At 65.7% G+C, this 26,329-nt stretch carries 22 protein-coding genes; 12 read left to right on the top strand and 10 right to left on the bottom strand.

What is annotated here, in order from left to right; all coding sequences use genetic code 11:
- Positions 1-783: a succinate dehydrogenase iron-sulfur subunit gene (locus ACLI1C_RS19220; protein WP_332686840.1), complete on the top strand. Its 783-nt coding sequence runs from the start codon at positions 1-3 to the stop codon at positions 781-783.
- 65 nt (positions 784-848) lie between these two features.
- Here ACLI1C_RS19220 and ACLI1C_RS19215 read toward each other — a convergent pair whose 3' ends face one another.
- From ACLI1C_RS19215 to ACLI1C_RS19205, 3 genes are all read right to left on the bottom strand, one after another.
- Positions 849-2,171, bottom strand: a complete 1,323-nt coding sequence (locus ACLI1C_RS19215) for a hypothetical protein (protein WP_411399179.1) — start codon at positions 2,169-2,171, stop codon at positions 849-851.
- 86 nt (positions 2,172-2,257) lie between these two features.
- Positions 2,258-3,199: a DMT family transporter gene (locus ACLI1C_RS19210; RefSeq protein WP_411399178.1), complete on the bottom strand. Its 942-nt coding sequence runs from the start codon at positions 3,197-3,199 to the stop codon at positions 2,258-2,260.
- 228 nt (positions 3,200-3,427) lie between these two features.
- Positions 3,428-4,357 carry a tyrosine recombinase XerC gene (locus ACLI1C_RS19205; protein ID WP_411399177.1) on the bottom strand — a complete coding sequence of 310 codons (930 nt, stop codon included), beginning with the start codon at positions 4,355-4,357 and terminating at the stop codon, positions 3,428-3,430.
- Positions 4,358-4,438: 81 nt separating this feature from the next.
- Here ACLI1C_RS19205 and ACLI1C_RS19200 point away from each other — a divergent pair, with 81 nt between their 5' ends.
- Positions 4,439-5,422 carry an omptin family outer membrane protease gene (locus ACLI1C_RS19200; RefSeq protein WP_411399176.1) on the top strand — a complete coding sequence of 328 codons (984 nt, stop codon included), beginning with the start codon at positions 4,439-4,441 and terminating at the stop codon, positions 5,420-5,422.
- Positions 5,423-5,430: 8 nt separating this feature from the next.
- Here the strand turns inward: ACLI1C_RS19200 and ACLI1C_RS19195 are convergent, their stop codons facing one another.
- Positions 5,431-5,622, bottom strand: a complete 192-nt coding sequence (locus ACLI1C_RS19195) for a hypothetical protein (protein ID WP_411399175.1) — start codon at positions 5,620-5,622, stop codon at positions 5,431-5,433.
- A 124-nt stretch (positions 5,623-5,746) separates the two neighbouring features.
- On the opposite strand from ACLI1C_RS19195, the gene ACLI1C_RS19190 reads away from it, so the two are divergent.
- The 10 genes from ACLI1C_RS19190 to ACLI1C_RS19145 all read left to right on the top strand — a co-directional run bounded on the left by ACLI1C_RS19190 (position 5,747) and on the right by ACLI1C_RS19145 (position 20,291).
- The gene (locus ACLI1C_RS19190) at positions 5,747-7,915 is read left to right on the top strand and encodes a primosomal protein N' (RefSeq protein ID WP_411399174.1); all 2,169 of its coding nucleotides are present in this window, start codon (positions 5,747-5,749) and stop codon (positions 7,913-7,915) included.
- 208 nt (positions 7,916-8,123) lie between these two features.
- Positions 8,124-8,684, top strand: coding sequence for a F0F1 ATP synthase subunit delta (locus ACLI1C_RS19185; protein ID WP_411399173.1), 561 nt, complete (start codon positions 8,124-8,126; stop codon positions 8,682-8,684).
- Positions 8,684-10,219 carry a F0F1 ATP synthase subunit alpha gene (gene atpA / locus ACLI1C_RS19180; RefSeq protein ID WP_411399172.1) on the top strand — a complete coding sequence of 512 codons (1,536 nt, stop codon included), beginning with the start codon at positions 8,684-8,686 and terminating at the stop codon, positions 10,217-10,219. Before ACLI1C_RS19185 ends, atpA begins: the two co-directional genes overlap by 1 nt.
- An 85-nt stretch (positions 10,220-10,304) precedes the next feature.
- Entirely contained in the window at positions 10,305-11,192 is an 888-nt protein-coding gene (locus tag ACLI1C_RS19175; RefSeq protein ID WP_411399171.1) for a F0F1 ATP synthase subunit gamma, read from the top strand.
- A gap of 24 nt (positions 11,193-11,216) precedes the next feature.
- Positions 11,217-12,656 carry a F0F1 ATP synthase subunit beta gene (gene atpD / locus ACLI1C_RS19170; protein ID WP_411399170.1) on the top strand — a complete coding sequence of 480 codons (1,440 nt, stop codon included), beginning with the start codon at positions 11,217-11,219 and terminating at the stop codon, positions 12,654-12,656.
- 86 nt (positions 12,657-12,742) lie between these two features.
- Positions 12,743-13,168, top strand: coding sequence for a F0F1 ATP synthase subunit epsilon (locus tag ACLI1C_RS19165; protein WP_411399169.1), 426 nt, complete (start codon positions 12,743-12,745; stop codon positions 13,166-13,168).
- Between the two features lie 344 nt (positions 13,169-13,512).
- Positions 13,513-15,690, top strand: a complete 2,178-nt coding sequence (locus tag ACLI1C_RS19160) for a methyl-accepting chemotaxis protein (protein ID WP_411399168.1) — start codon at positions 13,513-13,515, stop codon at positions 15,688-15,690.
- A gap of 110 nt (positions 15,691-15,800) precedes the next feature.
- A complete protein-coding gene (locus ACLI1C_RS19155; protein ID WP_411399167.1) occupies positions 15,801-16,385 on the top strand; it encodes a hypothetical protein in 585 nt (194 codons plus the stop codon).
- Positions 16,386-16,440: 55 nt separating this feature from the next.
- Positions 16,441-18,309 (top strand): methyl-accepting chemotaxis protein, encoded by a 1,869-nt coding sequence (locus ACLI1C_RS19150; RefSeq protein ID WP_411399166.1) that lies wholly within the window; start codon positions 16,441-16,443, stop codon positions 18,307-18,309.
- A 71-nt stretch (positions 18,310-18,380) separates the two neighbouring features.
- Positions 18,381-20,291, top strand: a complete 1,911-nt coding sequence (locus tag ACLI1C_RS19145; protein ID WP_411399165.1) for a methyl-accepting chemotaxis protein — start codon at positions 18,381-18,383, stop codon at positions 20,289-20,291.
- On the opposite strand, the gene ACLI1C_RS19140 is transcribed toward ACLI1C_RS19145, so the two are convergent.
- From ACLI1C_RS19140 to rlmH, 6 genes are all read right to left on the bottom strand, one after another.
- Positions 20,288-20,974 (bottom strand): aspartate/glutamate racemase family protein, encoded by a 687-nt coding sequence (locus ACLI1C_RS19140; RefSeq protein WP_411399164.1) that lies wholly within the window; start codon positions 20,972-20,974, stop codon positions 20,288-20,290. The two genes, ACLI1C_RS19145 and ACLI1C_RS19140, sit on opposite strands and share 4 nt — an antisense overlap.
- Positions 20,975-21,119: 145 nt before the next feature.
- A complete protein-coding gene (locus ACLI1C_RS19135; protein WP_411399163.1) occupies positions 21,120-21,656 on the bottom strand; it encodes an RNA pyrophosphohydrolase in 537 nt (178 codons plus the stop codon).
- Positions 21,657-21,668: 12 nt separating this feature from the next.
- Complete coding sequence (locus tag ACLI1C_RS19130) at positions 21,669-22,793, bottom strand: divergent polysaccharide deacetylase family protein (RefSeq protein WP_411399162.1); 1,125 nt, start codon at positions 22,791-22,793, stop codon at positions 21,669-21,671.
- A gap of 98 nt (positions 22,794-22,891) precedes the next feature.
- Positions 22,892-24,316: a S41 family peptidase gene (locus ACLI1C_RS19125; protein ID WP_411399161.1), complete on the bottom strand. Its 1,425-nt coding sequence runs from the start codon at positions 24,314-24,316 to the stop codon at positions 22,892-22,894.
- Between the two features lie 7 nt (positions 24,317-24,323).
- Positions 24,324-25,733 (bottom strand): murein hydrolase activator EnvC family protein, encoded by a 1,410-nt coding sequence (locus tag ACLI1C_RS19120; RefSeq protein ID WP_411399160.1) that lies wholly within the window; start codon positions 25,731-25,733, stop codon positions 24,324-24,326.
- A 107-nt stretch (positions 25,734-25,840) separates the two neighbouring features.
- Entirely contained in the window at positions 25,841-26,323 is a 483-nt protein-coding gene (gene rlmH, locus ACLI1C_RS19115) for a 23S rRNA (pseudouridine(1915)-N(3))-methyltransferase RlmH (RefSeq protein WP_411399159.1), read from the bottom strand.
- Positions 26,324-26,329 lie beyond the last annotated feature (6 nt).

The raw sequence follows: 26,329 nt of genomic DNA, 5'->3' as shown, positions 1-26,329 counted from the left end.
ATGGTCGAACTGATGCTCCCCAAGGCCGACCGGCCGACCAAGGGCAAGACCTGGCCCAAGCCCGCCGGCGCGACGCGGCTGCGCGAATATCACGTCTATCGCTACGATCCCGACCAGAGCGCCAATCCGCGCATTGACACCTATTTCGTCGATCTGGACGATTGTGGCCCGATGATCCTCGATGGGCTGCTGTGGATCAAGAACAAGGTCGATGCGACCCTGACGCTGCGCCGCTCCTGCCGCGAGGGCATCTGCGGCTCGTGCTCGATGAACATCAACGGGCTCAACACCCTGGCCTGCACCAAGGGCATGGATGACAGCTCCGGCCCGATCAAGATCTACCCGCTGCCGCATATGCCGGTGGTGAAGGACCTGGTGCCTGACCTCACCCTCTTCTACGCCCAGCACCGCGCGATCGAACCCTGGCTCAAGACCACCTCGCCGACGCCGGAAAAGGAATGGACGCAGACGGTGCCGCAGCGCGCCAAGCTTGACGGGCTCTACGAGTGCATTCTGTGCGCCTGCTGCTCGACCTCGTGCCCGAGCTATTGGTGGAATGGCGAAAAGTATCTCGGCCCCGCCGCGCTGCTGCAGGCCTATCGCTGGCTGATCGACAGCCGCGACGAGACCACGCAGGAACGCCTCGATGACCTCGAGGACCCGTTCAAGCTCTATCGCTGCCACACCATCATGAACTGCGCCAAGGTCTGCCCCAAGGGCCTCAACCCGGCCAAGGCGATCGCGGAAATCAAGAAGATGATGGTCGAGCGCAAGGCGGCCTGACCGCCTGCAGAAACAAGAACGGCGGGGCTTTCACCCCGCCGCATGACGTCTGCGGGCAGTCTGACTCAGCTCTGCGCGTCGATCAGCACGATCGTGCCGGCCTCGTAGGCGGCCTTGCAGTCGGCGCTGTCGTGTTCGAGGTCGCTTTCCAGCAGGACCGAGGCGGCGCCGGGGCCTTCGAAGCGCGGGTCGTCGCAGCGGTCGTCATTGGCATAGTCGGAGCTGTTGTCGCCGAAGTCGATGCCACTGCTGTCATAGGGGGCGCCGGCGGCATATTCGGGCGAATAGACCGTGCGGATGGTGACCTTGCCGTCGGCTTCCAGCGTCCTGCAGTCGGTGGCGTCGCCCATCATGTCGTCGGTCAGCAGCTTCTTGTCGGTGCCTTCGCCCATGAAGCGCAGGTCGTCGCATTCGCCGTCATTGGCCCACTTGCTCCAGTCCCCGCCATAGTCGAATTCGGCAACTGGGGTGGTGGCCGAACCGCCATTGAAGGTGGCGGTGCCCGCTTCCACCGCAGCGCGGCAGTCGGTGGCGTCATGGCCCAGATCGGCATCGAGCAGTTCGCTGGCGACGCCCGTGCCGGAAAAGCGCGGATCGTCGCATTCCCCGTCCTTGGCCCATTCGCTGGTGTCGTCGCCATAATCGATGGCCGCAGTCTGGCTGTCGCCGCCGGTAAAGGTCACCGTGCCGGCGTCATAGGCGGCGCGGCAGTCTGTGGCGTCCTTGAGAATGTCGGCAGCGAGCGTTTCATCGGCCGAGCCGGTGCCGGCAAAGCGCGGATCATCGCATTCGCCATCATTGGCCCATTCACTCGAATCATCGCCGAAGTCGATCTCGGCGGTCGTGATGGCCGTTGCGGCAGCGCCCGCATCGGCCAGCATGACCGTGCCCGCCTCATAGGCTGCGCGGCAGTCGGTGGCATCCTTGCGGATATCCGCGTCGAGCAGCTCCTCGGCCGCGCCGGTACCGGCAAAGCGGGGATCGTCGCATTCGCCGTCATTGGCCCATTCGCTGCTGTCGTCGCCGAAGTCGATGGCGTCGATCGGGGTGGCGATGGCGATGTCGGCCGGGGCGGTGCCGCCATCCTTGAGCGTCACGGTGCCGGCCTCATAGGCGGCCCGGCAATCGGTCGCGTCCTTGCGGATGTCGTCATCGAGCAGTTCGGTGGCGGTGCCGGCGCCTTCGAAGCGGGGGTCGTCGCATTCGCCATCATTGGCCCAGCTGCTCGAATCATCGCCGAAGTCGATGTCGCCGCTGGCCGTGGTGGCGGTAGCCGAAGGCGCGGGATTCTTGTTGTCGAGCTTTTGCGCCAGCGCCGGGGCGGCGAGCCCCGCGGCAAGCACCAGGCCCAGAAAAGCTCCGCCCAAAGCCCTGTTCAATGCGTTCATCGGTTGTCCCTTCCCGGATGTATGCCGCAGTCGTGCCCGGACCTTACAGCGGCTTTAAGGCGGCCAAAAGCCATTGCGGTGAAGATTCAGCCGGGCGCCTGCCGGGCGCGGCGTTCGGCGCGCGCGAAGAGGACCGAGCCGGCCAGCACCAGCGCGGTGCCCACGCCATGGAACAGGGTGAAGGGTTCGGAGAGGACGATGACCGCAATGATGATGGTCACTACCGGGCCGAAGGCGGCGGTGGAGGAGGTGGCGCGCGCCCCGATGCGGGCCATGCCGGCATTCATCAGGAAGCTGGGCAGCACCGTGCCGAGCAGGCCCAGCGCCAGGCCATAGAGCCAGATCTGCGGCGTCAGCGCCAGATAGCTGGCGGGTCCGGCCAGCACCATGTTCTGGGCAATGGCGCAGAGTGCCGCCGTCGACATGCCGATGCAGGTGAAGAGCGCCGAGCCCAGCACCAGCATCTGCCGCTTGGCCAGATGCTGGTAGAGCGCGAAGGTGATGGCCGAACCCAGTACCAGCAGCGTGCCCAGCACGAGGCCATCGGGATTGACCGCCAGGTTCCAACCGAAGATCACCAGCAGCCCGGCATAGGAGACCAGCATGGCGGGCACGACGCGCCAGACCATGCGGTCGCCAAAAAACCAGACGCCGAACAGCAGCACGAAGAAGGGATAGGTGAACAGCACCAGCCGCTCATACTGGGCAGTGATGTAGTTGAGCCCCAGGAAGTCGAGATAGCTGGAGAGGTAGTAGCCCAATATGCCAACCGCCATGCTGGCGATGACGGTTTTGGGTGTGAGGGCGGCCCGCAGGCTGTCCTCGCGGCGCAGCAGGGTCAGCAGGATGACGAGATAGACCGGCAGGGCCACGATCATGCGCAGGCTGAGCAGCATCTCGGTCGAGACACCCTGGCCATAGGCGAGCTTGATGAAGATGCCCTTGGTGGAAAACAGCACCGCCCCGGCCACGGCAAAGGCATAGCCGAGCGGATCATTGGCGGGTTGGGGGACGGCGATGGTGGACATGAGGCGGGTTCCTGAGCGGTCCCGCCTGACAGATCACCGGAGCGCCTGAAAGGCGGGCCGGAGACACGAGGGGCTGGACGTCAGCGCTCGTTCCGGTCCCGAGGGGAGCCAGAAATAAGAAGCGCGAGGATAAGGATCGCGGACGAGTGCATGGCTTGTGTCGTAGCGAGCCGGCAGGGGGCTGGCAAGGCTGGCCGGGCGATATCCGTTCGGCGTCTGCCAGGCGGTTCAGCCGCGCGGATGGGCCTTGCGGTAGCTCTCCAGCAGCCTGTCCGTATCGACGGCGGTATAGATCTGGGTGGTCGAGAGGCTGGCGTGACCCAGCAATTCCTGGATGGCGCGCAGGTCGCCGCCCTTGCCCAGCAGGTGGGTGGCAAAGGAATGGCGCAGGGCATGCGGGGTGGCCGATGGCGGCAGGCCGAGCGCACTGCGCAATTGCACGACGCGCAGCTGGATCAACCGCGGCGAGAGCACGCCGCCCCGCACGCCGCGAAACAGCGGCTCTTCCGGCCAGGGCTTGAACGGGCAGAGTTCGAGATAGAGTTCGATCGAGCGGCGCACCGCATCGATCAGCGGCACCAGCCGCACCTTGCCGCCCTTGCCGGTCACCCGCAGGGTCTGGGCTTCGAGGTCGCCACGGGTCAGGGCCAGCGCCTCGGCGATGCGCAGGCCGGCGCCATAGCAGAGCGTCAGCACGGCCATGTCGCGGGCGGCGACCCAGGGGCGTTCCTCCATATCCGCCGTGGTGGCGATGGTCTGGCGCGCCTCGAGCACGGTCAGCGCCTTGGGCAGGGATTTGGGCAGCTTGGGCGTGCGGATGACATTGAGCGCCTCGCTCGTCACCACACCCTCGCGTTCGAGATAGCGAAACAGGCTCTTGAGCGCCGAGAGCACCCGGGCCAGCGAGCGCGAGCCGAGGCTCTCATTGCGGCGCTGCGCCATGAAGGCGCGGATGTCGGCGCCGCGCAGCTCGCGCAGCGTTGCCAGCGTCACCGGCCCGCCGGCATGGCCGGCCAGGAAGGACAGGAACTGGTCGACATCGCGGGCATAGGCCTCTAGCGTATTGGCGGCCAGACGGCGCACGGAGCCGAGCTCGCGCTGCCAGGCGGCGAGCTGGGCGCGGACGGCATCATCGGTGGCAAAGGCGGAATCGACCATTGCTGCAGTCTCCGGCCGCGAGGGTAAACCGAACCTTAACCCGCACCGTCCAGGGTTCCATAATCGATCGGAGGCAGAGCGATGCGCAGATTTTCCATGCCCGAGGCATGTGCCGCAAGCCTGCTGATGCTGGCCGCCACCACGGCCGCAGCAGGCCAGTCGGCTGATTTCTGGAGCGACCAGCCCCAGTCGGTGAGCCATGCCTCGGCCGACGACACGGTGCGCATCGATGCCAGCATCGGCGCCATGTATCTGGAAGGCAATGAGAAGGTGATGGTGGGCAATTACACGCTCAGCCACCTGATCTGGCAGAGCACGACGCCCGTGCTGCGCGGCAGCATTGCTGCCGATATTGGCGCCGGGTTCAGCCTGCGCGCCGAAGGGAGCGTCGCCGGCTTCGGCAACAGCTATATGGAAGACTATGACTGGCTGAAGGGCGACGACACCTTCGCCAACTGGTCCCATCGCAGCCAGCATCCCGATACCAATCTCGATCACTATTTCACCGGTGCTGCGGCGCTGGGCTATGAGCTGGTCAAGGACGGCACGGCCGTGGTGCGGGCGCATGGCGGGTTCAAATATACCGATGCGCAATGGACCGCCTATGGCGGCACCTATCTCTATTCCAGCAATGGCGGCTTCCGCGACCAGCCGGGCACCATTGCCAACGGCGTCGCCGCCGCCACCTATCGGCAGCAGTTTCCCGAGCTGTTCCTGGGCTTTGACGGCGAGGAAGACTACGGCAATTTCCGCGTCGGCGGCCTGCTGCGCGGCGGGGTGACCTTCCTGTCGGTCTCGACCGACGATCACTGGCTGCGCAACCTGCGCTTTCTTGATCGCCTCTACATGGCGCCGACCGTTACGGCCGGCGTCGATGTCGGCTTTGACCTGGGCGAAAATGTCGAGCTGACCCTGGCGGCGCGCTACGACCATATCTTCGAGCAGCGCGGCGATACCGAATACTACAATATCGCCACCGGCGCCCCGACCGGGGCCATCGGCAATGTCGCGGCCGGCGCCTTGCGCAGCGGCGAAATCACCGCGGGAATCAAGGGCTCGTTCTAGGCCGGTGCCTAGCGACCCCTCGGGGTGAAATCGGGCCGCTGGCTGGGCAGGATGCCCAGGTCGTCATAGAGCCGCGCCGGCAATTGCTGGGGAATGCGCTGGCGGCGCAAAGCCTGCTGCAGCAAGGCATAGAGGCTTGCCTTTTCGGCAATGGCGACCAGCTCATCATTGGCTGGCAGGCGATCGATCATCTGGGTCATGGCTTGGCTCCTCCCTGATGCAATCAGCTTGCGCCAGGGGTGCTGACAGGCCCTGTCAGCACGCGACGGCTTTGGCAGAATCACTTGCGCTTCCTATGTTCGGATGCGAACAGAACGGGCACAAATGGAACAGCGTCCAGACATCGTCGCCGTCATGGTGGGGGTCGCCGTCGAGGGGCCCTATAGCTACCGTATCCCGCCCGGCATGGTGGTGACGCGTGGCTCGATCGTGGCCGTGCCGCTGGGGCCCCGGCTGACGCTGGGCGTGGTCTGGGGGCCACCCAAGGACATGGTGGCGCATAATAGGCTGCGCGACATCGCCCAGGCCTATGATGTGCCCCCGCTCAGCGAGGAATTGCTCAGGCTGGTCGAATGGGTGGCCCGTTATACGCTGGCAGCGCCGGGGCAGGTGCTGCGCGCCGTGCTGCGCTCGACCGAGGCGCTCGATACGCCACGGCCGGTCATCGCCTTCCGCCGGACCGGCCATGAGCCGGAAAAGCTGACGCCGGCCCGGCTGCGGGTGCTCGATGCACTGATGGACGACATGGCCTGGCCCAAGCCGGCGCTGATCGGGGCCACAGGCGTTTCGCCCTCGGTCATCGAGGGGCTGGAGCGGGCAGGGGCCATCGAGCGGCTGGAAATGCCGGCGCCGCCCGTGGTGCTGCCGCCCGACCCCGATGGCGCGGTGGCCACGCTCTCGGCCGATCAGCAAAAGGCTTTGGCCGAGATCACCGCACTCGATCCGCACAAATTCGGCGTGGCGCTGCTCGACGGCGTCACCGGGGGCGGCAAGACTGAAGTCTTCTTCGAGGCGGTGGCGGACACGCTGCGGGCGGGAAGGCAGGCGCTGATCCTGCTGCCCGAGATTGCGCTGACCAATACCTTCATCTCCCGCTTCACCAAGCGCTTCGGCACGCGCCCGGCTGAATGGCATTCCGACATGACGCCGGCGCAGCGCGGGCGGGTGTGGCGCGGCGTGCTCGATGGCACGGTGCGGGCGGTGGTGGGCGCGCGCTCGGCCCTGTTCCTGCCGTTTCGCGAACTGGGCATGCTGGTGCTCGATGAGGAGCATGACGGCGCCTACAAGCAGTCCGACGGGGTCAATTACCATGCGCGTGACATGGCCGTGGTGCGGGCGCACCTGGCCGATGCGCGGGTCATTCTCTCCTCGGCGACGCCGTCGGTGGAAACGCGCAACAATGCCAATGGCGGGCGCTATGCCCATGTGCTGCTGACCAGCCGCTTTGCCGAGGCGGCCATGCCCAATATCACCGCCATCGACATGCGGGTGGATGGGCCGGAAAAGGGGCAGTGGATTGCGCCGCTTCTGGCGCGCGAAGTGTTCGCGGCGCTCGACCGGGGCGAACAGGCGCTGCTGTTCCTTAACCGGCGCGGCTATGCCCCGCTGACATTGTGCCGCTCCTGCGGGCACCAGTACCAATGCCCAGACTGTTCGGCCTGGATGGTGGAGCATCGCTTCCGCGGCGTCTTGATGTGCCACCATTGCGGGCATGAGATCCGCACGCCGAAAGTCTGCGGCGCCTGTGGCGAGGCCGATGCGCTGATCGCGGTGGGTCCCGGCATCGAGCGGGTGGCCGAGGAGGCGGCGGCGCGCTTCCCCGATGCGCGGCGGGTGATTCTCTCCTCCGACATGGGCAGCAATGCCCAGCTGCGCGAGCGCTTCTCGGAAATCGAGCGCGGCGAATTCGACCTCATCATCGGCACGCAGCTCGTCTCCAAGGGCCACCATTTCGAAAAGCTCTCGGTGGTGGGGGTACTCGATGCCGATCTGGGGCTGGCGCATGGCGATCCGCGCGCGGCGGAGAAAACCTTCCAGATCCTGACCCAGGTGGCCGGCCGGGCCGGACGGGCATCCAAGACCGGCAAGGCGTTCCTCCAGACTTATCATCCCGACCACGCGGTGATGCGCGCCATGGTCAGCGGGGATCGGGAAGCCTTCTATGCGCATGAACTGGCGGCGCGCGAGGCCGGCGGGCTGCCGCCATTCGGGCGGCTGGCAGCGCTGATCGTCTCGGCCAACGAGCATGAGGCGGCAATGGGCTATGCCAAAAAGCTGCTCTCGGCGGCGCCGATGGCCGATGGGGTCAAGCTGTTCGGTCCGGCCGACGCGCCCATCGCCATGGTGCGCGGCCGCCACCGCGTGCGGCTGCTGGCGCAGTCGGGCAAGGATTTCGACCTTTCGGGCTATGTGCGATTCTGGCTGGGCTCGGCCGAGAAGGTAACGGGCAATCTGCGCGTGCAGGTGGATATCGACCCGATGAGCTTTATGTAGGTTGATGCCCCTGCGACACTTTCGCCGCATTGGAATCGCGACCCCAAGCCTTGCAAGCCGCGCGAGCCTTGTGCTAGAGCGAGCGCGACTTTGAAGGGGTCTCCGGACGTCCCCTTTCCCAGACAAGAACAAGCGTCGGCAACCGCCCGGGTTTCCCAGAGAAAACAGGGCGGCGAAGCAGGCAGGCAACCAAGAGGGTGTAGCGGCATTGGCAGCGCAAAATTCAGTGCTTACCCAGATCGCCCGGCCATATGCGTCGGCGCTGTTCGACCTCGCTGAAAGCGAGAACCAGCTGGCATCGGTGGAGACGTCGCTTTCCGACGTATCCCGCCTGATCGGGGAAAGCGCGGATTTCGCGCGGTTCCTCCGTTCGCCGGTCATCACCGGCGAGGCCAAGGCCCAGGCGCTCGATGCGCTGCTGGCCAAGGCCACGACCAATGGGCTGGTCGCCAATTTCCTCAGGCTCGTCGCCAAGAATGGCCGGCTGTTTGCGCTCGATGCCATCATTGCCGGCTTCCGTGAACTGGCTGCCAAGGCGCGCGGCGAAGTCACCGCCGATGTGACCTCGGCCGCCCCGCTCAATGGCGATCAGGTCAAGGCGCTTGCCGCGACGCTCAAGGCCAAGATCGGTAAGACCGTCACGCTCAACCAATTCGTCGATCCGTCTCTGATTGGCGGCCTTCAGGTGAAGGTCGGCAGCCAGCTGATCGACAGCTCCCTCAAGACAAAACTCGCTGCGATGAAGATCGCCATGAAAGAGGTCGGATAATGGACATCAAAGCCGCGGAAATCTCTGCGATCCTCAAGGACCAGATCAAGAATTTCGGCCAGGAAGCCCAGGTTTCCGAAGTCGGCCAGGTGCTTTCCGTCGGTGACGGTATTGCCCGCGTCTATGGTCTCGACAATGTGCAGGCCGGTGAGCTCGTCGAGTTCCCGGGCGGCATCAAGGGCATGGCGCTCAACCTCGAAACCGACAATGTCGGCGTCGTGATCTTCGGCAATGACCGTTCCATCAAGGAAGGCGATGTCGTCAAGCGCACCGGCTCGATCGTGGATACCCCCGTCGGCAAGGGCCTGCTCGGCCGCGTGGTCGATGGTCTGGGCAATCCGATCGACGGCAAGGGTCCGATCGAGCATACCGAACGCCGCCGCGTCGACGTCAAGGCCCCGGGCATCCTGCCGCGCAAGTCGGTGCATGAGCCGATGTCGACCGGCCTCAAGGCCATCGACGCGCTGATCCCGATCGGCCGTGGCCAGCGCGAGCTGATCATCGGTGACCGCCAGACCGGCAAGTCGGCGATCATTCTCGATACCTTCCTCAACCAGAAGCCGGCCCACGACGCCAATGCGTCCGACACCGACAAGCTCTATTGCATCTATGTCGCCATCGGCCAGAAGCGCTCGACGGTTGCCCAGTTCGTCAAGCAGCTCGAAGAAGCCGGCGCCCTGCAGTATTCCATCGTGATCGCGGCAACCGCGTCCGATCCGGCGCCGCTGCAGTATATCGCGCCCTTCACCGGCTGCGCGATCGGCGAGTGGTTCCGCGACAACGGCCAGCATGCCGTGATCGCCTATGACGATCTGACCAAGCAGGCCGTCGCCTACCGCCAGATGTCGCTGCTGCTGCGCCGTCCGCCGGGTCGCGAAGCCTATCCGGGCGACGTGTTCTACCTGCATTCCCGCCTGCTCGAGCGCGCTGCAAAGCTGAACGAAGACCATGGTCTGGGTTCGCTGACCGCGCTGCCCGTGATCGAGACCCAGGCCAACGACGTGTCGGCCTATATCCCGACCAACGTGATCTCGATCACCGATGGCCAGATCTTCCTTGAAACCAACCTCTTCTTCCAGGGTATCCGCCCGGCCGTGAACGTCGGCCTGTCGGTGTCCCGCGTGGGTGGTGCGGCGCAGATCAAGGCGATGAAGCAGGTTGCCGGCTCCCTCAAGGGCGAACTGTCGCAGTACCGCGAAATGGCGGCCTTCGCCCAGTTCGGCTCCGACCTCGACGCCTCGACCCAGCGCCTGCTGAACCGCGGTGCGCGCCTGACCGAGCTGCTCAAGCAGCCCCAGTTCTCCCCGCTCAAGACGGAAGAACAGGTTGCGGTGATCTTTGCCGGCGCCAATGGCTATCTCGACTCGCTGCCCGTCAACAAGGTGGCCGATTTCGAGAAGACGGTGCTGAGCGCCCTGCGCGGCAAGCATGCCGAGCTGCTCAAGACCATCGCCACCGAGAAGCAGCTGAGCGATGACACCCGTGCCAAGCTCAAGGCCGCCCTCGACGACGTCAAGAAGACCTACGCGGCCTAAGGCCTTTTAGAGCGTTCTCAGGAAAGGTGGGTACCACCTTTCCGGTTCGAGAGCGCGACCACACTGGAAGCGAGACGACAGGCCCATGCCTTCGCTAAAGGACCTAAAGAACCGGATCGACTCGGTCAAATCGACCCAGAAGATCACCAAGGCCATGCAGATGGTTGCGGCGGCCAAGCTCCGTCGCGCCCAGGAAGCGGCCGAAGCGGCGCGTCCCTATGCAGAGCGCATGGGCAAGGTGCTGGCTGCGCTTGGTGCCGTCTATGACGGGCAGGAAAATGCACCCGTGCTGCTCGGCGGCACGGGCAAGGACCAGGTGCATCTGCTGGTTGTCGCCACCGGCGAGCGCGGTCTGGCTGGCGGCTTCAACTCGTCGATCGCCCGGCTGGCGCGCGAGCATGCCGCCAAGCTGATCAGCCAGGGCAAGACGGTCAAGATCCTGACCGTTGGCCGCAAGGGCAATGACATCCTCAAGCGTCAGTATCCCGATCACATCGTCGACACCTTCAACTTCCGTGAAATCAAGCAGGTCGGCTTCGTCCAGGCCCAGCAGGTCGCGGACAAGGTGCTGGCCATGTTCAATGCCGGCGAATTCGACGTGGCAACGCTCTATTTCGCCAAGTTCGGCAGCGTGATCAGCCAGGTGCCGACGGCCCAGCAGCTCATCCCCGCCAAGCTCGAGAAGCCGGCTGGTGAAGGCGCTGTCGAAGCCTCCGCCGTGCCCTATGAATATGAGCCGAGCGAAGAAGCCATCGTCGAAGACCTGTTGCCGCGCAATATCTCGGTGCAGATCCTCAAGGCCCTGCTCGAGAACTCCGCCTCTTTCTACGGTGCGCAGATGTCCGCCATGGACAATGCGACCCGCAATGCCGGTGAAATGATCGGCCAGCTGCAGCTGAGCTATAACCGCCAGCGCCAGGCCCAGATCACCAAAGAACTCATCGAAATCATTTCGGGCGCGGAAGCGCTCTAAGCAATCGAAGCGAAGGACAAACAAATGGCAGAGAAAAAGGCCGGTCGCGTATCGCAGGTCATCGGTGCCGTCGTGGACGTCGTGTTCGACGGCCACCTGCCCGCGATCCTGAACGCTCTCGAAACCACCAATAATGGCCAGCGCCTCGTGCTGGAAGTGGCGCAGCATCTGGGCGAGAACGCCGTGCGCACCATCGCCATGGATACGACCGAAGGTCTGGTTCGCGGTGCGGAAGTGACCGATACGGGCGCCGCCATCTCCGTGCCGGTCGGCATCGAGACGCTGGGCCGCATCATGAACGTCATCGGCGAGCCGATCGACGAAGCCGGCCCGATCGGCGAGACGCAGAAGCGTGAAATCCACCAGGAAGCACCCGCTTTCGTCGACCAGTCCCCCGAGAGCCAGGTGCTCGTCACCGGCATCAAGGTGGTGGACCTGATCGCTCCCTATGCGCGTGGCGGCAAGATCGGCCTGTTCGGCGGCGCCGGCGTGGGCAAGACCGTGCTGATCCAGGAGCTGATCAACAACGTCGCCAAGGCGCATGGTGGCTATTCGGTGTTTGCCGGCGTGGGTGAACGCACCCGCGAAGGCAACGACCTTTACCACGAAATGATCGAATCGGGCGTGAACAAGGACCCGCATGAGAACAACGGCTCGGCTGCCGGTTCGAAGTGCGCCCTGGTGTTCGGCCAGATGAACGAGCCCCCCGGTGCCCGTGCCCGCGTGGCGCTGACCGGCCTCACCGTCGCCGAAAACTTCCGCGACCAGGGCCAGGACGTGCTGTTCTTCGTGGACAACATCTTCCGCTTCACCCAGGCCGGCGCCGAAATGTCGGCTCTGCTGGGCCGCATCCCGTCCGCCGTGGGTTACCAGCCGACGCTGGCCACCGACATGGGCCAGATGCAGGAACGCATCACCACGACCAACAAGGGCTCGATCACCTCGGTGCAGGCCGTTTACGTGCCCGCCGACGACTTGACCGACCCGGCGCCGGCAACCTCCTTCGCCCACCTTGACGCGACGACCGTGCTCAACCGCGCCATCTCGGAAAAGGGCATCTACCCGGCCGTGGATCCGCTGGCCTCCAACTCGCGCATCCTCGATGCCAGCGTCGTTGGCCAGGAGCATTACGACACCGCCCGCCGCGTGCAGGAAGTGCTGCAGAAGTACAAGGCGCTGCAGGACATCATCGCCATCCTGGGCATGGACGAGCTGTCCGAAGAGGACAAGCTCACCGTGGCCCGGGCCCGCAAGATCGAGCGCTTCATGAGCCAGCCCTTCGACGTGGCCGAAGTGTTCACCGGTTCGCCGGGCGTGTTCGTGCAGCTCGATGACACCATCAAGGGCTTCAAGGGCCTGGTGAACGGCGAATACGATCACCTGCCGGAAGCCGCCTTCTACATGGTCGGCACCATCGAAGATGCCGTCAAGAAGGCCCAGAAGCTGGCGGCCCAGGCTGCCTGATCCAATAGCCCGGGCTCCGGCCCGGGCGCCATGACGTAGTGGAGCCTGGATATCGTTCCGGACTTCAGTGCAAAAGGACCAAGAGAATGGCTGAAGGCCTCAAGATCGAGATCGTGTCGCCCGAGCGGCTGGTGCTGTCGGAAATCGTGACCTCGGTCACGGTGCCGGGCACGGAAGGCTATTTCACCGTCATGAACGACCATGCGCCATTCATGACGACGCTGCGTCCCGGCTTCATCACCGTCAACGGCCAGGGCGGCCGCGACGAGATCTTCTTCGTCAAGGGCGGCTTTGCCGATGTCTCGCCCGAGGGCCTGACGATCCTGGCCGAGCAGTCGGTGCCCTATGCCGAGTTCGACCATGCGGACCTGGCAGCCCAGATCAAGGCCGCCGAGGCAGAGCTTGCCGCCGCGCCGACGCCTGAGGAAAAGTCCTATGCGCAGGAAGTGGTCAGCGCGCTGCTCAACCTCGCCATCGAGGCCGGCCAGCTCAACCAGGGCCACATCCACTAGGCGCTGCGACCGTTCAGAGATTTGAGAAGGCCCGGGAGCGATCCCTGGCCTTTCTTCATTCTGGTGGCCTCGGTGTTGTGTTCTCGACCGTTCCACCTGCGATGTCACCCCGGCCTTGAGCCAGAGCCCATCCCGAGATCATGCCGCAGCCGCAAGGTGGTGGTTGAGCAGCGCCATCTCCCGGCGGGACCGCTGCACGGGCCGCATTAGGGATGCCCAAAATATGGGCAAACCCTTGAGCTGACTAAACAATTGCCCCGCATAAACACTCGCTTAACGAAGAGGCTTCACTCTGCCCGTGCCCGGTCACGTCCCTGTGACCGGATCGCCGTTGGAGATGCAGAATGGGTTCCTTGCTGGGCAATATCCGCCTCACCTTTGCGATTGCCGCCATGGCCGTCTGTTCCATCGCCATTGCCATCGGGGCGGTCCTGCTGGGCCTGTTCGTGAGCCTCTCCGGCACGGCCAGCAGCGATGCGGCGCAGGAAGTGGCGAGCGCGACGCGCATCACCGCGGAAATCCTCCAGGTCAACCTGCCCAGCCTCGAGATCGCCTCGGACGAGGCCGGCAATGTCGCAGCGCTCACCATGCGCTCCATGCCGCGCTTCCGCAGCCATGACGTGATCGACACCATTGCCCGGGTCTCCGGCCAGGAGGCGGCGATCTATGTCTATGACAGCGAGGTCAGCCCTGATTTCAATCTCGGCACGTCGAGCCTGCTCATGCCCGATGGCAAGCGGCTGCTTGATACGCCGATCCTGGCCGGCACGCCGCTGTTTGACGCCATGATGGCCAATAGCCCGGTGCGGGCCGAAGAGGTGATCAATGGCACTGGCTATTTCACCCTTTACCAGCCCATCGCCATGGCCGATGGCACTGTCATCGGCGCGCTGCTGGTTGCGGTGGATCGCGGGCCGATCGAGGCGGTGGTGGGGCAGAATCTGAGCATGCTGGTCGCCATTGGCGGCGCCGCGCTCCTGCTGATCGGCATCATGGCCCTGCTGCTGTCGCGCATGCTGACGCGGCCGATCCCGCGCCTGTCGGATGTGATGAGCGCCATTGCCGAGGGCGATTTCGGCGCGGCCGTACCCTATACGGAGCGGCGCAACGAGATTGGCGCCATGGCGCGGGCGGTGGAAGTGTTCCGCGCCAATGCTGAGCGCGTTGCCGAGCTGGGCGAAGAAACCAGGCGCCATCTGGCAGAGGCCGCCGACCATACCGGCCAGCGCAATGCCATTTCCATGTCCCAGATCGTGGTCGAGTTCAGCATGGATGGCGAGGTGCTGACGGCCAATGAGAACTTCCTCACCCTTCTGGGCTATGGCCTGGCCGATGTGCAGGGTCGCCCCAATGCGCTCTTCCTGTTCGATGCCGATCCGACCAACCTGGCCTATCGCCAGTTCTGGCTCGACCTGGCTGCCGGCCAGTTCAAGAGCGGCGAATATCGCCGTCGCACCAGGGACGGTCGCGAAGTGTGGATCCAGAGCACGTTCACGCCCATCCTGGGACTCGATGGCGTGCCCTACAAGGTGGTGCAGTTCGCCACCGATGTCACGTCGCGCCGCCAGGCGGTGGCGGCCGTCGGCGCCGGCCTGCAGCAACTGGCCGAGGGCAACCTGACCGGTCGGATCGACACCGCTTTCCAGCCCGAATTCGAAGACCTGCGCCATGCGCTGAACGGCGCGGTGGCGCGCTTTGCCGAAGTGGTGGGCCAGCTGCGCACCACGTCGCGCTCGCTCAAGGCGGCAACCGGGGAAATCCTCAGCGGCGCCAATGATCTGAGCGACCGCACCACGCGGCAGGCGGCCACGATCGAGGAGACCGCCGCCGCCATGGACACGCTGGCGGGCACGGTGGCCGCCAATGCCAAGATGGCCAGGGATGCAGCGGGCAAGGCCTCGGCCGTGTCACAGGCCGCCGCCGAGAGCGGCACGGTCATGGCAAGAGCCAATGACGCCATGGCACGCATCACCGAATCTTCGTCCAAGATCTCCAACATAATCGGGCTGATCGACGATATCGCCTTCCAGACCAACCTCTTGGCGCTCAATGCCTCGGTCGAGGCGGCTCGGGCGGGCGATGCCGGCAAGGGCTTTGCCGTGGTGGCCGTCGAAGTGCGTCGGCTGGCGCAATCGGCTGCGGGTGCCTCGGCGGATGTGAAGTCGCTGGTCGAGCTCTCGGCCAATGAGGTCAAGGGCGGCTCGCAGCTGGTTTCCGATGCAGCGGCGCGGCTGTCGGACATGCTCGAGGCCGTCAAGCAGAACAGTGCCCTTGTCGAGGCGATCGCCAGGGCCAGCGGGGAGCAGGCTTCCGCCATCGAGGAAGTCTCTACCGCCGTGCGCACGCTCGATGAAATGACCCAGCACAATGCGGCCCTGGCCGAACAGACCAATGCCGCCATGGAGCAGACCGAGGCACAGGCGCAGACGCTCGATCGCATCGTGGATATTTTTGTGCTCGAGGAGGGCGGCAGCCAAGCCGTTGTTCGCGCATCGGAAAGTTCGAGAAGCCGGGCGGCATGACCGCTGATTAAGTTCGGCGGCAGCAGTTAATTCACCAACTCTTTACGATGACGGCACATGCTTGACCTCACGCCGCGCTTCCCCTCGCGCGGCAGAGGAGAACAATTCCCGTGTCGAAACCCACTACCCTTGCGGCCCTCAGCCTTGCCGCAATTCTCTCGCTGGTCGCTGCCCCCCATGCCCAGGACGAATTCACCGCCCCGCTGACCGAGCTGGCCAAAGGCGAGATCACCGCATTCGCCGCCGATCCGATCGTGGTTGCCGCCATCGTGGCGCAGAATGCCGTTACCGGGAGCTATGACCAGGCTCAGATCGATGCACTGGATACGCAATGGCGCGCCGAAGTGGGTGCCGCCAGCAAGCCGCTGATCGACGCGACGCTGGCCAATGCCGCCTCGCAATATCTGGCCGGTGTGCAGGATGCTTCGGCCGGCAAGTATACCGAGATCTTCGTCATGGACGCCAAGGGCCTCAATGTCGGCCAGAGCACGCTGACGTCCGACTATTGGCAGGGTGACGAGGACAAGTTCACCATGAGCTTCGGCGCGGGTGCCGATGCGGTCCATATCGGCGAGATCGAGCAGGACGAGAGCACGCAGATCTTCCAGAGCCAGGTCTCGGTGCCGATCAGCGATCCGGCGACCGGCGCGGTCATCGGTGCCGTCACCGTGGGCGTCGACGTCTCCATGCTCTGATCCCTCGCGGCGGCCCTTGGGCCGCCGCCACTCCTTTGCGTCAGGTCCCTCCACCATGTTGAAGCTCACCCTCACCCGCAAGATCGTCGGCCTCGTGCTGCTGGCCCTGGTCGCCGGTTCCGTCATCATCAGCTATGTCGGCACCAGCCAGAATGCGGCGCTGCTGCGGAGCGAGCTGCAGCGGGCCAATGTCACGGTCTCGACCGCCAGCACAGAACAGCTCGCCGGCGGCATCCGCTTCGGCAAGGCCGATGCGGTGCTCACCGCCTATGAGGGGCTCAAGGCCTCGCTGGGAGACCAGTTTGCGGCCGGCGCCAGCTTCGACCTGCAGTCGACCCTGATCGCCACCACGGCCGAAGGATCGGACGACAGTGCGGCCCTGGCCGATATCGCCGCCCGCTCGCTGGCCAGCGGGGCCGTGGAAGCCCGCTCGGAGGGCGCCATTGCCTATGTCGCAGTGCCGGCCCGCTTCGGTCCGGACAAGGCCGTGGTCGGTACCGCCGCCTTTGCCTGGGATATCAGCGACAGCCTCGCGCGGCAGAGCCAGACCATGGTCACCGCGGCCATGGTGGGCGTCGGCGTCATCGCCGTGCTGACCGTCGCGCTCTATTTCTTCATTCGCCTGTCCATTACCGGCCCGCTGCTGGGCCTCGTCCGTGCGGCCACCCAGATCGCGCAGGACCCTGCTTCGGTCGATGACGTTCCGGCCATTGCGCGGGCGGACGAGCTGGGCGAAATGGCCCGCGCCGTGGCGGTGTTCCGCGACAATGGCGTCAAGGTCGGCGAGATGAGCCAGGCCGAAACCGAACAGCGCAGCCGCACCGCCAGCGAGCGCGCCGCCATGATGGCCTCGCTGCGCGCCGCCTTTGGCGAAGTGGTCGATGCCGCCGTTGCCGGTGACTTCAGCCGCCGGGTCGATGCCAGCTTCCCCGATGACGAGCTCAACGAGCTGGCCAGCAGCGTCAACAACCTCGTCGCCACGGTCGATACCGGGCTCGAGGAAACCGGGCGCGTGCTGGCGGCCCTTGCCGATACCAATCTCTCGGTCCGCATGACCGGCAATTATCAGGGCGCGTTCGGCGCGCTCAAGAACAGCACCAACCAGGTGGGCGAGCAGCTGGCCCGGATCGTCACCCAGTTGCGGCAGACCTCGCGCTCGCTCAAGACCGCCACGGGCGAAATCCTCTCGGGCGCCAATGACCTTTCCGAGCGCACGACGCGGCAGGCGGCGACCGTCGAGGAAACCTCGGCAGCCGTCGAGCAGCTGGCCGGCACGGTGGGGCAGAATGCGGCCCATGCCGCCGAGGCCAGCACCAAGGCCGAGGCCGTGCTGCGATCGGCCGACCAGGGCGGCACCATCATGAGCCAGGCCAATGAGGCGATGGAGAAGATCACCGAATCCTCGGCCAAGATCTCCAATATCATCGGACTGATCGACGACATTGCCTTCCAGACTAACCTCCTGGCGCTCAACGCCTCGGTCGAGGCTGCCCGGGCCGGCGATGCCGGCAAGGGCTTTGCCGTGGTGGCCGTGGAAGTGCGGCGCCTGGCGCAATCGGCGGCCGGGGCCTCCGCCGAGATCAAGCAATTGATCGACCGCTCGGTCAGCGAAGTGGCCTCGGGGTCGCGCCTTGTCGCCGAGGCGGCGGAGCGCCTCTCGAGCGTGCGCGATGCTGTGCGCGAGAACAGCAGCCTGCTTGAGGGCATTGCCCAGGCCAGCCGTGAGCAGGCCTCGGCCATCGAAGAGGTCAATATTGCCGTCCGCACCATGGACGAGATGACCCAGCACAATGCCGCCCTGGTCGAAGAAACCAATGCCGCCATCGAGCAGACCGAAGCGCAGGCCAGCGAACTGGACCGCATCGTGGCGGTGTTCAAGCTGGACGAGCCCGCCCTGCAGAAAGCACCCCGCCGGGCCGCCTGACACGGTGCCATGGTTACCGTTTCCTTAGGTATTGGCGCTCATACTGACCCAAAACGGGACGAGGTCTGCAAATGCGGTTTGGCACGATTGTCGGCGGGGTCTGTGGTGCGGTGCTGGTCACCGGCACCTTGCTGATGGGCTCGAGTTACTATGTGGGACGGGCGTTCGAAGAGACCAGCCGGGCATCCTCGGTGCTGATGCAGTCCATGCGCGAACAGATGTTCGCCGATATGATGCATGATGCCATGCGCGGCGTGGTCTATCGCTCGCTCTATGCAGCGACCACCGGCGACGCCGCCATCGCCGCCGAGACCCAGGCTGAAATCGTCGAATATGGCGACAATTTCATCGCCGCCATCGAAGCGCAGAAGGCGCTCGACCTGCCGGCCGATATCCGGCTCGCGCTTGATGATGTGGCGGGCGTGCTGCAGGACTATATCGGTTCGGCGCAGGCCATCGTCGCCCAGACAGGTGCCGACGATGTTGGTGGCGCCAAGGCGGCGCTGGCCGGGTTCGAGACCAGTTTCGGGGCGCTGGAAGGCGCCATGGAGGCCGTCTCGGACACGATCCAGTCCGGCAATGGCCGCAACAATGATGCGGTGGCCTCGGCCATCCAGATGTCGCGCATCGCCAATATCGTGGGCATGGCGATCATCCTGCTGCTGGCTGCCGGCATGCTCGTGCTCAGCCGGCGCTTCGTGGTGGCCCCGATGACCGCCATGACACAGAGCATGCAGGGGCTGGCCGAAGGCCAGCTCGACGTCACCGTGCCGGAGCACCAGCCGGTCAGGGAAATGGCCGCCATGGCCTCGACGCTGGGTGTGTTCCGCGCCGCCCTGCAGAGCCGCGCCGAGTTGGCCGCCAATGCAGATGCCGCGGCCCAGCAGACGGCGCGCCGGGCCAGCCAGTCGCTGCAGCTCAACCGCAGCCTGGCCGATGTGGTGGGCGCTGCCGCCAATGGCGATTTCTCGCGACGGGTCGAGACCAGTTTCGACGATGGCGAATTGCAGGAAGTGGCAGGGGCGGTCAACAACCTGGTGCGTGTGGTCGATACCGGGCTCAGCGAAACCAGCGGCGTGCTGGGCGCCCTGGCCCGGGCCGAGCTCGATCAGCGGGTGCGCGGCAGCTATCAGGGTGCCTTCAGCCAGCTCAAGGACGACACCAATGCGGTGGCGGACCGCCTGACCGAGATCGTCAGCCAGCTGCGCGGCACCTCGGCGGCACTCAAGACTGCCACGGGCGAGATCCTGAGCGGCGCAAACGATCTGTCCGAACGCACCACCAAGCAGGCCGCGACCATCGAGGAAACCTCGGCGGCCATGGAGCAGCTATCCTCGACCGTGGTCGACAATGCCGCCCGGGCCGAGGCGGCCAGCAAGAAAGCCGGCAGCGTCTCGCGTGCGGCCGAAGAGGGGCGCGTCGTGATGCACCAGGCCACCTCCGCCATGGAGCGGATCACCGAGTCCTCGTCCAAGATCTCCAACATCATCGGGCTGATCGACGACATCGCCTTCCAGACAAACCTCTTGGCTTTGAATGCTTCGGTCGAGGCGGCGCGGGCCGGCGATGCCGGCAAGGGCTTTGCCGTGGTGGCGGTGGAAGTGCGTCGTCTGGCGCAATCGGCGGCCGGTGCTTCGGCCGAGATCAAGCAGCTGATCGAGCAGAGCGTGAACGAGGTCGCCGGCGGCTCCCGCCTGGTGTCGGATGCCGCCGAGCGGCTGGCCGACATGCTGGCCTCGGTCATGGACAACCATACCGCTCTCGACGCCATTGCCCGCGCCAGCCGCGAGCAGGCCTCGGCCATCGAAGAGGTCAATGTGGCGGTGCGCCAGATGGACGAAATGACCCAGCACAATGCGGCGCTGGTGGAAGAAACCAACGCCGCCATCGAGCAGACCGAGGGCCAGGCCAGCGAACTGGATCGCCTGGTTGCCGTGTTCCGGCTGGGCGATGCCGGCGCCGGCGCCCGCCGCGCCGCCTAAGACAGGGCGGCGGAGACCAGCGCCTTGGCGTGCAGGTCGGTCGTGTCATAGACCGGCAGCGGGCTGATGGCGTCGTCGATCAGCATGGTGATCTCGGTGCAGCCCAGGATCACCGCCTCGGCGCCGCGCGCAGCGAGGCGCTCGATGGCCGCGATGTAGATGCGGCGGGACTCCTCGCGCACTACGCCGCGGCACAGCTCGTCATAGATGATGCCGTTGAGATTGGTGCGGTCCACATCGGGGATCAGCGCGGTCAGGCCCCGCGCCGTCAGCCGGTCGCGATAGAAGTCCATTTCCATGGTGAAGCGGGTGCCGAGCAGGCCCACAGTCTCAAAGCCGTCCGCCAGCAGGGCGTCGCTGGTGGGGTCGGCGATATGGATGAAGGGCACCGTGATGGCATCGGTGATCTGGTCGGCGATGATATGCATCGTATTGGTGGCCAGCCCGATGACTTCGGCGCCTGCCACTTCGAGATCACGGGCAATCCCGGCCAGCTGCTGGCCCGCGCCCTCCCAGTCGCCGGCCGACTGCATGGCGGCGATCGGGGCGAAATCCACCGAATGGACGATCAGCGGCGCGGAATGAAGGCCGCCCCGCCGCGCGGCGGTCTCCTGGTTGATGACGCGATAGTAATGCGCCGTCGATTCCCAGCTCATGCCGCCGATCAGGCCAATGGTTTTCATGTCAACTGCGCTGAGATTGGTGTTGGGATGAGCCGAAACGGGCGGTCTTCGAGAACCGGTCCGGAGCCTACATCAGGTACGTGAGGACCGGAAGCGCAGGAGATTGCCCGTTGCAGGCCGCCCCAGCGCCAATATCGAAGCCGTTTCAGACGTGGGTAAAGCGCTGGGGAATGTCGGCGAAGGCGGCGACGACCTTCTCATAGGCCTGCTTCTTGAACGGCACGATCAGCGACGGGGTCCGGCTCAGTTTTTCCCAGCGCCAGGCGTCGAACTCGGCGGTATATTTGCCGCCGCCCGGCGCGGAGATGTCGATTTCGCTGTCATTGCCGGTAAAGGCAAAGGCGAACCAGCGCTGGCGCTGGCCGCGATACTTGCCCTTGAGCGCAATGCCCAGCGCCTCATCGGGCAGGTCGTAGTAGATCCATTCCGGCGCCTCGGCCAAAAGGCTCACGGCGGTAATGTTGGTTTCCTCGTGCAGCTCGCGCAAGGCGGCCTTGAGCGGGTCCTCGCCCTTGTCGATGCCACCCTGGGGCATCTGCCAGGGTGCACCCAGCTCGGCGCTGTCCTCGGGGTCGTCCTCGGCCTTGCGCCGGCCGATGAAGACATTGCCGTCGTGGTTGAACACGGCGATCCCCACGCAATCGCGATAGGGCAGGCTTTCACGGTCTGGACGGGCTGGCATGGACAAGGATTCCTACTTCATCAGGGCGCTGGAAGGGACCAGCACGACGCCCCGGGATTGCAGTTCGCGCGACCATTCGGCAATGGCCGCCACCGATATGGGCAGGGCGCTGACAATACCGATTGCGGAGCCGTTCTCCAGCGCCTTGGCCTCAAGGCTGGCAAGCGCTGCGAGAATGGATTGGCGGGCCGGGTTGGCGTCGATCACCAGGTCGGCGCGCGAGAACGGCACCTTGTTGCCGGCCGCCAGCTGGTTGGCCACCGAGCGGTTGGATGAGCCGTCGTCGACATAGCCCAGGCCACGGGCGCCCAGTTCTTCCATGATGGGCGAAAAATCGGTCGCCGCGGCGGTGAAGCGCGCGCCCATATTGTTGATCACCCCGACATAGCCGCCAAAGCGCGACATCAGCCAGAACAGCTTTTCGAGATTGGCGCGCGGCGGCTCGCCGGTCAGCAGCGTCTGCGGGCCGGGATCGTTCTGCGGGAAGTCGAAGGGTTCGAGCGGGATTTCGAGCAGCACTTCATGGCCGGCCGAGCGGGCGGCGGCCACGGTGGTCACCAGCGTCTTGCCATAGGGGGCAAAGGCGAGCGTCACGTCGTCCGGCAGCTGGTCGATGGCGTCGAGCGAACCCTGCTCGTTGATGCCCAGGCCAGTGACGATGATGGCCACCATGGGCAGGCCGCTGGCCACCGCTTCCCCGGCCGGCCGCGCATAGGCGGCAAAGGGGGTGAGGCCGGTGGTCGAGACGCGCGGAATGGGCCCCTCGCTGGTCTCCTCGCTGAGATCGGGCAGGGCGCCGAATATGTCGGGCAGGCCGGTTATGGAATTGGCGCCGGTTGTGCCGGTGGGCACGGCGGTCATGGAGCTGCCGGCGGGAAATTGCTGGGGGTCGGCGGTGATGGTCACCGGGCCGGTGGCGACCTGGTTGGCGATCTCGTTGCTGTTGCGCGTCGAGGTAATGGCCACTTCCTCGCTGGGGCGGCCGCCATTGGGGTCGTCGGTCAGCACCAGGCGCAGCACGAAGGCGACGGCGAGCAGCGCCAGCAGGGCGAACAGGGTCCGCGCGATGGGCATATGCGGCCGCGAACCGGCCTTGCGCTTGCGGCCGGTGAGCGGCGTCGTCAGGTCATTGGCCATGGTTCATGACTTCCGCACGACGAAACAGAGCGGGGGCGTGGCAGCGAATCAGCAGCCCCGCCCCCTGGATTTTCATAACACAGCGGCCCTCGGGCCGGTCATTCCGCCTTGGGCGGGAAGGCCGCGTCGGTCTCCTCGCCCTGCACCAGCCGGATGGCATATTGCAGCTGGGTGTCTTCCGCCTTTTCGGCGGGGACATAGACCGAGGATCCGACGCTGGTCTCTTCCTGGCCTTCAATGGTGATGTGACCGGCCAGGCCTGCCTCGCCGATGATCTCGTCGCGACCCTGGAATTCCTCGGGCACGACCTGCTTGACCTCGATGTCGGGCGTGATGCCCAGCGCCTGGATGGAGCGGTTGTTGGGCGTATAGTAGCGCGCCGTGGTCAGCCGCATGGCGCCGTCCGGCCCCAGCGAGATGATCGACTGGACCGAGCCCTTGCCGAAGGACCTTGTGCCCACCACGGTGGCGCGCTTGTGGTCCTGCAGGGCGCCGGCGACGATTTCGGAGGCCGAGGCCGAGCCGCCATTGATCAGCACCACCAGCGGCACGTCGGCGATCATGGCGTCCAGCGTATCGGGTTGGGCGTCGTAGCGGGCGCTTTCCTCGGCAATGCGGCCGCGCGTCAGCACGACGGCGCCCTGCTTGAGGAAGGCATCGGCGACATAGACCGACTGGTCGACGAGGCCGCCGGGATTGTTGCGCAGGTCGAGAATGATGCCCTTGGGGGCCTCATTGTCACGCGCGGCATAGATGTCCTTGAGGGCCTTTTCGATGCCGACAAAGGCCTGTTCGGAGAAGCGCGAGAGGCGCAGCACGGCGACATCGCCTTCGCCCTCTTCCGCTCCGCCTTCCATGCTCCAGCGCACGGCGCGCATGGCGATGACGGCGCGGGTCAGTTCGAAATCGAGCGGTTCGGCAACGCCTTCGCGGAACACGGTGACATTGATCGAGGTGCCGATCGGTCCGCGCATCTTGGCCACGGCTTCGTCGAGCGTCAGGCCCTGCACCTGCACGCCATCGAGCTCGATGATGAGGTCATTGGCCATGATGCCGGCGCGGGCGGCCGGGGTGTCGTCGATGGGCGAGACCACCTTGATGACGCCCTCTTCCATGGTGACTTCGATGCCCAGGCCGCCGAATTCGCCCGAGGTGTCCTCGCGCATGTCGTCATAGTCGGCGGGCGGCAGATAGCCGGAATGGGGATCGAGCGAGGTCAGCATGCCCTGGATGGCGGCGCGGATCAGCTCCTGCTCATCGGGCGGATCGACATATTCGGCGCGGATGCGGTCGAAGATTTCCCCGAACAGGTTCAGATCGGCATAGATTTCGAGCGGGTCGCGGGAGGCCGCGGCATTTTCTTCGGGCGTCGGCTCGGGCTCTTCGCCGCTGGGGGCGGGCTCGGCGGGGGGCGCCTGCTCTTCGGCGGGGGCCGGAGCCGGCTCTTCCTGGGCGATCAGCAGGCCGGCAGGCAGCGACAGCGCCAGGACGATGGCAGCAACGCGAAGGGGTGTCAGGCGCATGCGGGTTCTATCCACTCTGTGTCGGGGCAGCCCACCATCCGGTCGGATCGATGGGCTCGTTGTTTTGTCGCAGTTCAATATAGAGGGTCGGCTGATCGGCGCCAGCATTGGTGGTGACCGAGCGGCCAATTGTGCGTGAACCCATTGTTCCCAGCGGCATGCCCATCTGCACGAATTGGCCGATGTCCACGGTCACAGTGTCGAGGCCCGCCAACAGGACGGTGTAGGTCTGCCCGGTATTGAGAATGACGATTTGGCCGTAATTGAGGTAGGGACCCTTATAAAGCACCCAGCCATCGGCCGGGGCCACGACCTGCGCATCGGCGCGGGTGACCACCGAAATGCCCTGGCTGATGCCGCCAAAGCCGTCGCCGGCGCCATAGTCGACGACATTGACGCCATTGGCCGGCATGGCGAGATAGCCCCGGGCAGCGCCAAAGGGAATGGCCGGCTCGGTGCGGGCGGTATTGGCCAGGGCCACCTGGATTGCCTCGGGCGTCAGGGTCGGCGCGTCCGGGTCAGCGGCGGCATCGGCTGCGGCGGCCGCGGTCGAGACCGAGGTGACGCGTTCGGACAGCGTGCCGATCAGTTCCTGCAGGGTCGCCGCGCGGGCGGCGAGGGCCTCGGCCTCCGCCTCTTCGGCGGCCAGTTCGGCGCTGCGCATGTCGATGCCCTGCCGGCGGGCGGCAATCAGGGTGGCAATGCGCAGCCTGTCCTCGTCGAGCACGTCATAATTGGCCTTGAGCGTGGCTTCCTCGGCGAGAGCCTGCGCCTTGATATCGGTCAGCGCCTGAAGGTCCGCCGTCACGGCGGCGGCCCGGGCGGTCAGCTGCGGCACGATGGCGGCGATCAGCATGGCGCTGCGGGCCGAGCCCAGCGCATCATCGGGATCGACGATCAGCGCCGGCGGCGGGTTGAGGCTGATGCGCTCGAGTGCGGCCAGCACATTGGCGATCTCGGCATTGGAGCCGTCCAGCCGCCCGCGCACTTCGAGCTCGGAGACGATCAGCTCGGACAGGCGCTCCTCGACATCTGCGACCTCGATCTCGGCCAGCTTGACGCGTTGGGCGGCGGCGATCAGGGCGGCGTTCTGCCTCGTGCGGTCGCCCTCCATCTCGGCAATCTCGGCCTTGAGCGCATCGATGCGCTCCTGGGTCAGCGAAATGGTGGCTTCCACCGCTTCGAGGTCGGCCGGGGTGGGTGGCGCTTCGGCAGGCGGGGTGGCCGGGTCCGTCGCCGCAGGGGCTGCCGGCTCGGACACGGTGCCGCGCAAGGGCACGTCGACCGGGGCTTCGGGCGGCGCTTGGGTGGCAGCCGGCGGCGTCTCGGTCTGGGCGAGCAGGGGCAAGGTCGAGGCGCCCGCCAGCAGCAGGCCGGCCAGCAGCACACCCAGTCTCTTGCCCGGCCGCAACGCCATGACCACTCCCGCAGGGGCGCGATGCGCCCGAATCAATGGCGGCACCATAGCAAGCTGCCGGAAAACCGCAGGTTAACGTTGCTTAACCATGCTGTGATGGCGTGGCCTCAATCGCCGCGGTGATAGGGATGGCCGGACAGGATTGTGGTGGTCCGGTAAAGCTGTTCGGCCAGCATGATGCGGACCAGCTGGTGCGGCCAGACCATGGGCGAAAAGCTCAGCACCAGGTCGGCGGTCGCCACCAGACCCGGATCGATGCCGTCCGCGCCGCCGATGACAAAGTTCACCGCCGGGCGGCCATCGTCGCGCCAGCGGCCGATCTGGCTGGCAAGGGCCTCCGAGCCGATGGCCTTGCCGCGCTCGTCCAGCGCCACGACAATGCCCTCGGGCAGGGCGGCGCGCAACGCCTTGGCCTCGTCAGCCTTGCGGCTGGCCGAGGACGAGGCGCGCGATTCGCTCAGTTCAATGACGTCGAAGCCGGTCAAGGCCAGCGGCTTGCCGCCGCCGGTGGCACGATCGAGATAGCGGGCGACCAATTCCCGCTCCGGCCCGGCCTTCATCCGGCCGACAGCCGCGATCGTGATGCGCATCGAGAC

The sequence above is a fragment of the Devosia sp. XGJD_8 genome (assembly GCF_046614475.1).
Taxonomy (GTDB): Bacteria; Pseudomonadota; Alphaproteobacteria; order Rhizobiales; family Devosiaceae; genus Devosia.
Note: the sequence above shows the minus strand (reverse complement) of the source record. Positions and strands in the feature narration are given on the sequence as shown.

Excerpts from the sequence above, each read along its gene's own strand:
- ACLI1C_RS19135 (WP_411399163.1), bottom strand. The coding sequence starts at position 21,656 with ATGCCAGCCCGTCCAGACCGTGAAAGCCTGCCCTATCGCGATTGCGTG.
- ACLI1C_RS19150 (WP_411399166.1), top strand. The coding sequence starts at position 16,441 with ATGTTGAAGCTCACCCTCACCCGCAAGATCGTCGGCCTCGTGCTGCTG.
- ACLI1C_RS19145 (WP_411399165.1), top strand. The coding sequence starts at position 18,381 with ATGCGGTTTGGCACGATTGTCGGCGGGGTCTGTGGTGCGGTGCTGGTC.
- ACLI1C_RS19210 (WP_411399178.1), bottom strand. The coding sequence starts at position 3,199 with ATGTCCACCATCGCCGTCCCCCAACCCGCCAATGATCCGCTCGGCTAT.
- ACLI1C_RS19220 (WP_332686840.1), top strand. The coding sequence starts at position 1 with ATGGTCGAACTGATGCTCCCCAAGGCCGACCGGCCGACCAAGGGCAAG.
- ACLI1C_RS19205 (WP_411399177.1), bottom strand. The coding sequence starts at position 4,357 with ATGGTCGATTCCGCCTTTGCCACCGATGATGCCGTCCGCGCCCAGCTC.
- ACLI1C_RS19215 (WP_411399179.1), bottom strand. The coding sequence starts at position 2,171 with ATGAACGCATTGAACAGGGCTTTGGGCGGAGCTTTTCTGGGCCTGGTG.
- rlmH (WP_411399159.1), bottom strand. The coding sequence starts at position 26,323 with ATGCGCATCACGATCGCGGCTGTCGGCCGGATGAAGGCCGGGCCGGAG.
- ACLI1C_RS19125 (WP_411399161.1), bottom strand. The coding sequence starts at position 24,316 with ATGCGCCTGACACCCCTTCGCGTTGCTGCCATCGTCCTGGCGCTGTCG.
- ACLI1C_RS19165 (WP_411399169.1), top strand. The coding sequence starts at position 12,743 with ATGGCTGAAGGCCTCAAGATCGAGATCGTGTCGCCCGAGCGGCTGGTG.
- ACLI1C_RS19200 (WP_411399176.1), top strand. The coding sequence starts at position 4,439 with ATGCGCAGATTTTCCATGCCCGAGGCATGTGCCGCAAGCCTGCTGATG.
- ACLI1C_RS19190 (WP_411399174.1), top strand. The coding sequence starts at position 5,747 with ATGGAACAGCGTCCAGACATCGTCGCCGTCATGGTGGGGGTCGCCGTC.
- atpD (WP_411399170.1), top strand. The coding sequence starts at position 11,217 with ATGGCAGAGAAAAAGGCCGGTCGCGTATCGCAGGTCATCGGTGCCGTC.
- ACLI1C_RS19140 (WP_411399164.1), bottom strand. The coding sequence starts at position 20,974 with ATGAAAACCATTGGCCTGATCGGCGGCATGAGCTGGGAATCGACGGCG.
- ACLI1C_RS19160 (WP_411399168.1), top strand. The coding sequence starts at position 13,513 with ATGGGTTCCTTGCTGGGCAATATCCGCCTCACCTTTGCGATTGCCGCC.
- ACLI1C_RS19195 (WP_411399175.1), bottom strand. The coding sequence starts at position 5,622 with ATGACCCAGATGATCGATCGCCTGCCAGCCAATGATGAGCTGGTCGCC.
- ACLI1C_RS19175 (WP_411399171.1), top strand. The coding sequence starts at position 10,305 with ATGCCTTCGCTAAAGGACCTAAAGAACCGGATCGACTCGGTCAAATCG.
- ACLI1C_RS19120 (WP_411399160.1), bottom strand. The coding sequence starts at position 25,733 with ATGGCGTTGCGGCCGGGCAAGAGACTGGGTGTGCTGCTGGCCGGCCTG.
- atpA (WP_411399172.1), top strand. The coding sequence starts at position 8,684 with ATGGACATCAAAGCCGCGGAAATCTCTGCGATCCTCAAGGACCAGATC.
- ACLI1C_RS19130 (WP_411399162.1), bottom strand. The coding sequence starts at position 22,793 with ATGGCCAATGACCTGACGACGCCGCTCACCGGCCGCAAGCGCAAGGCC.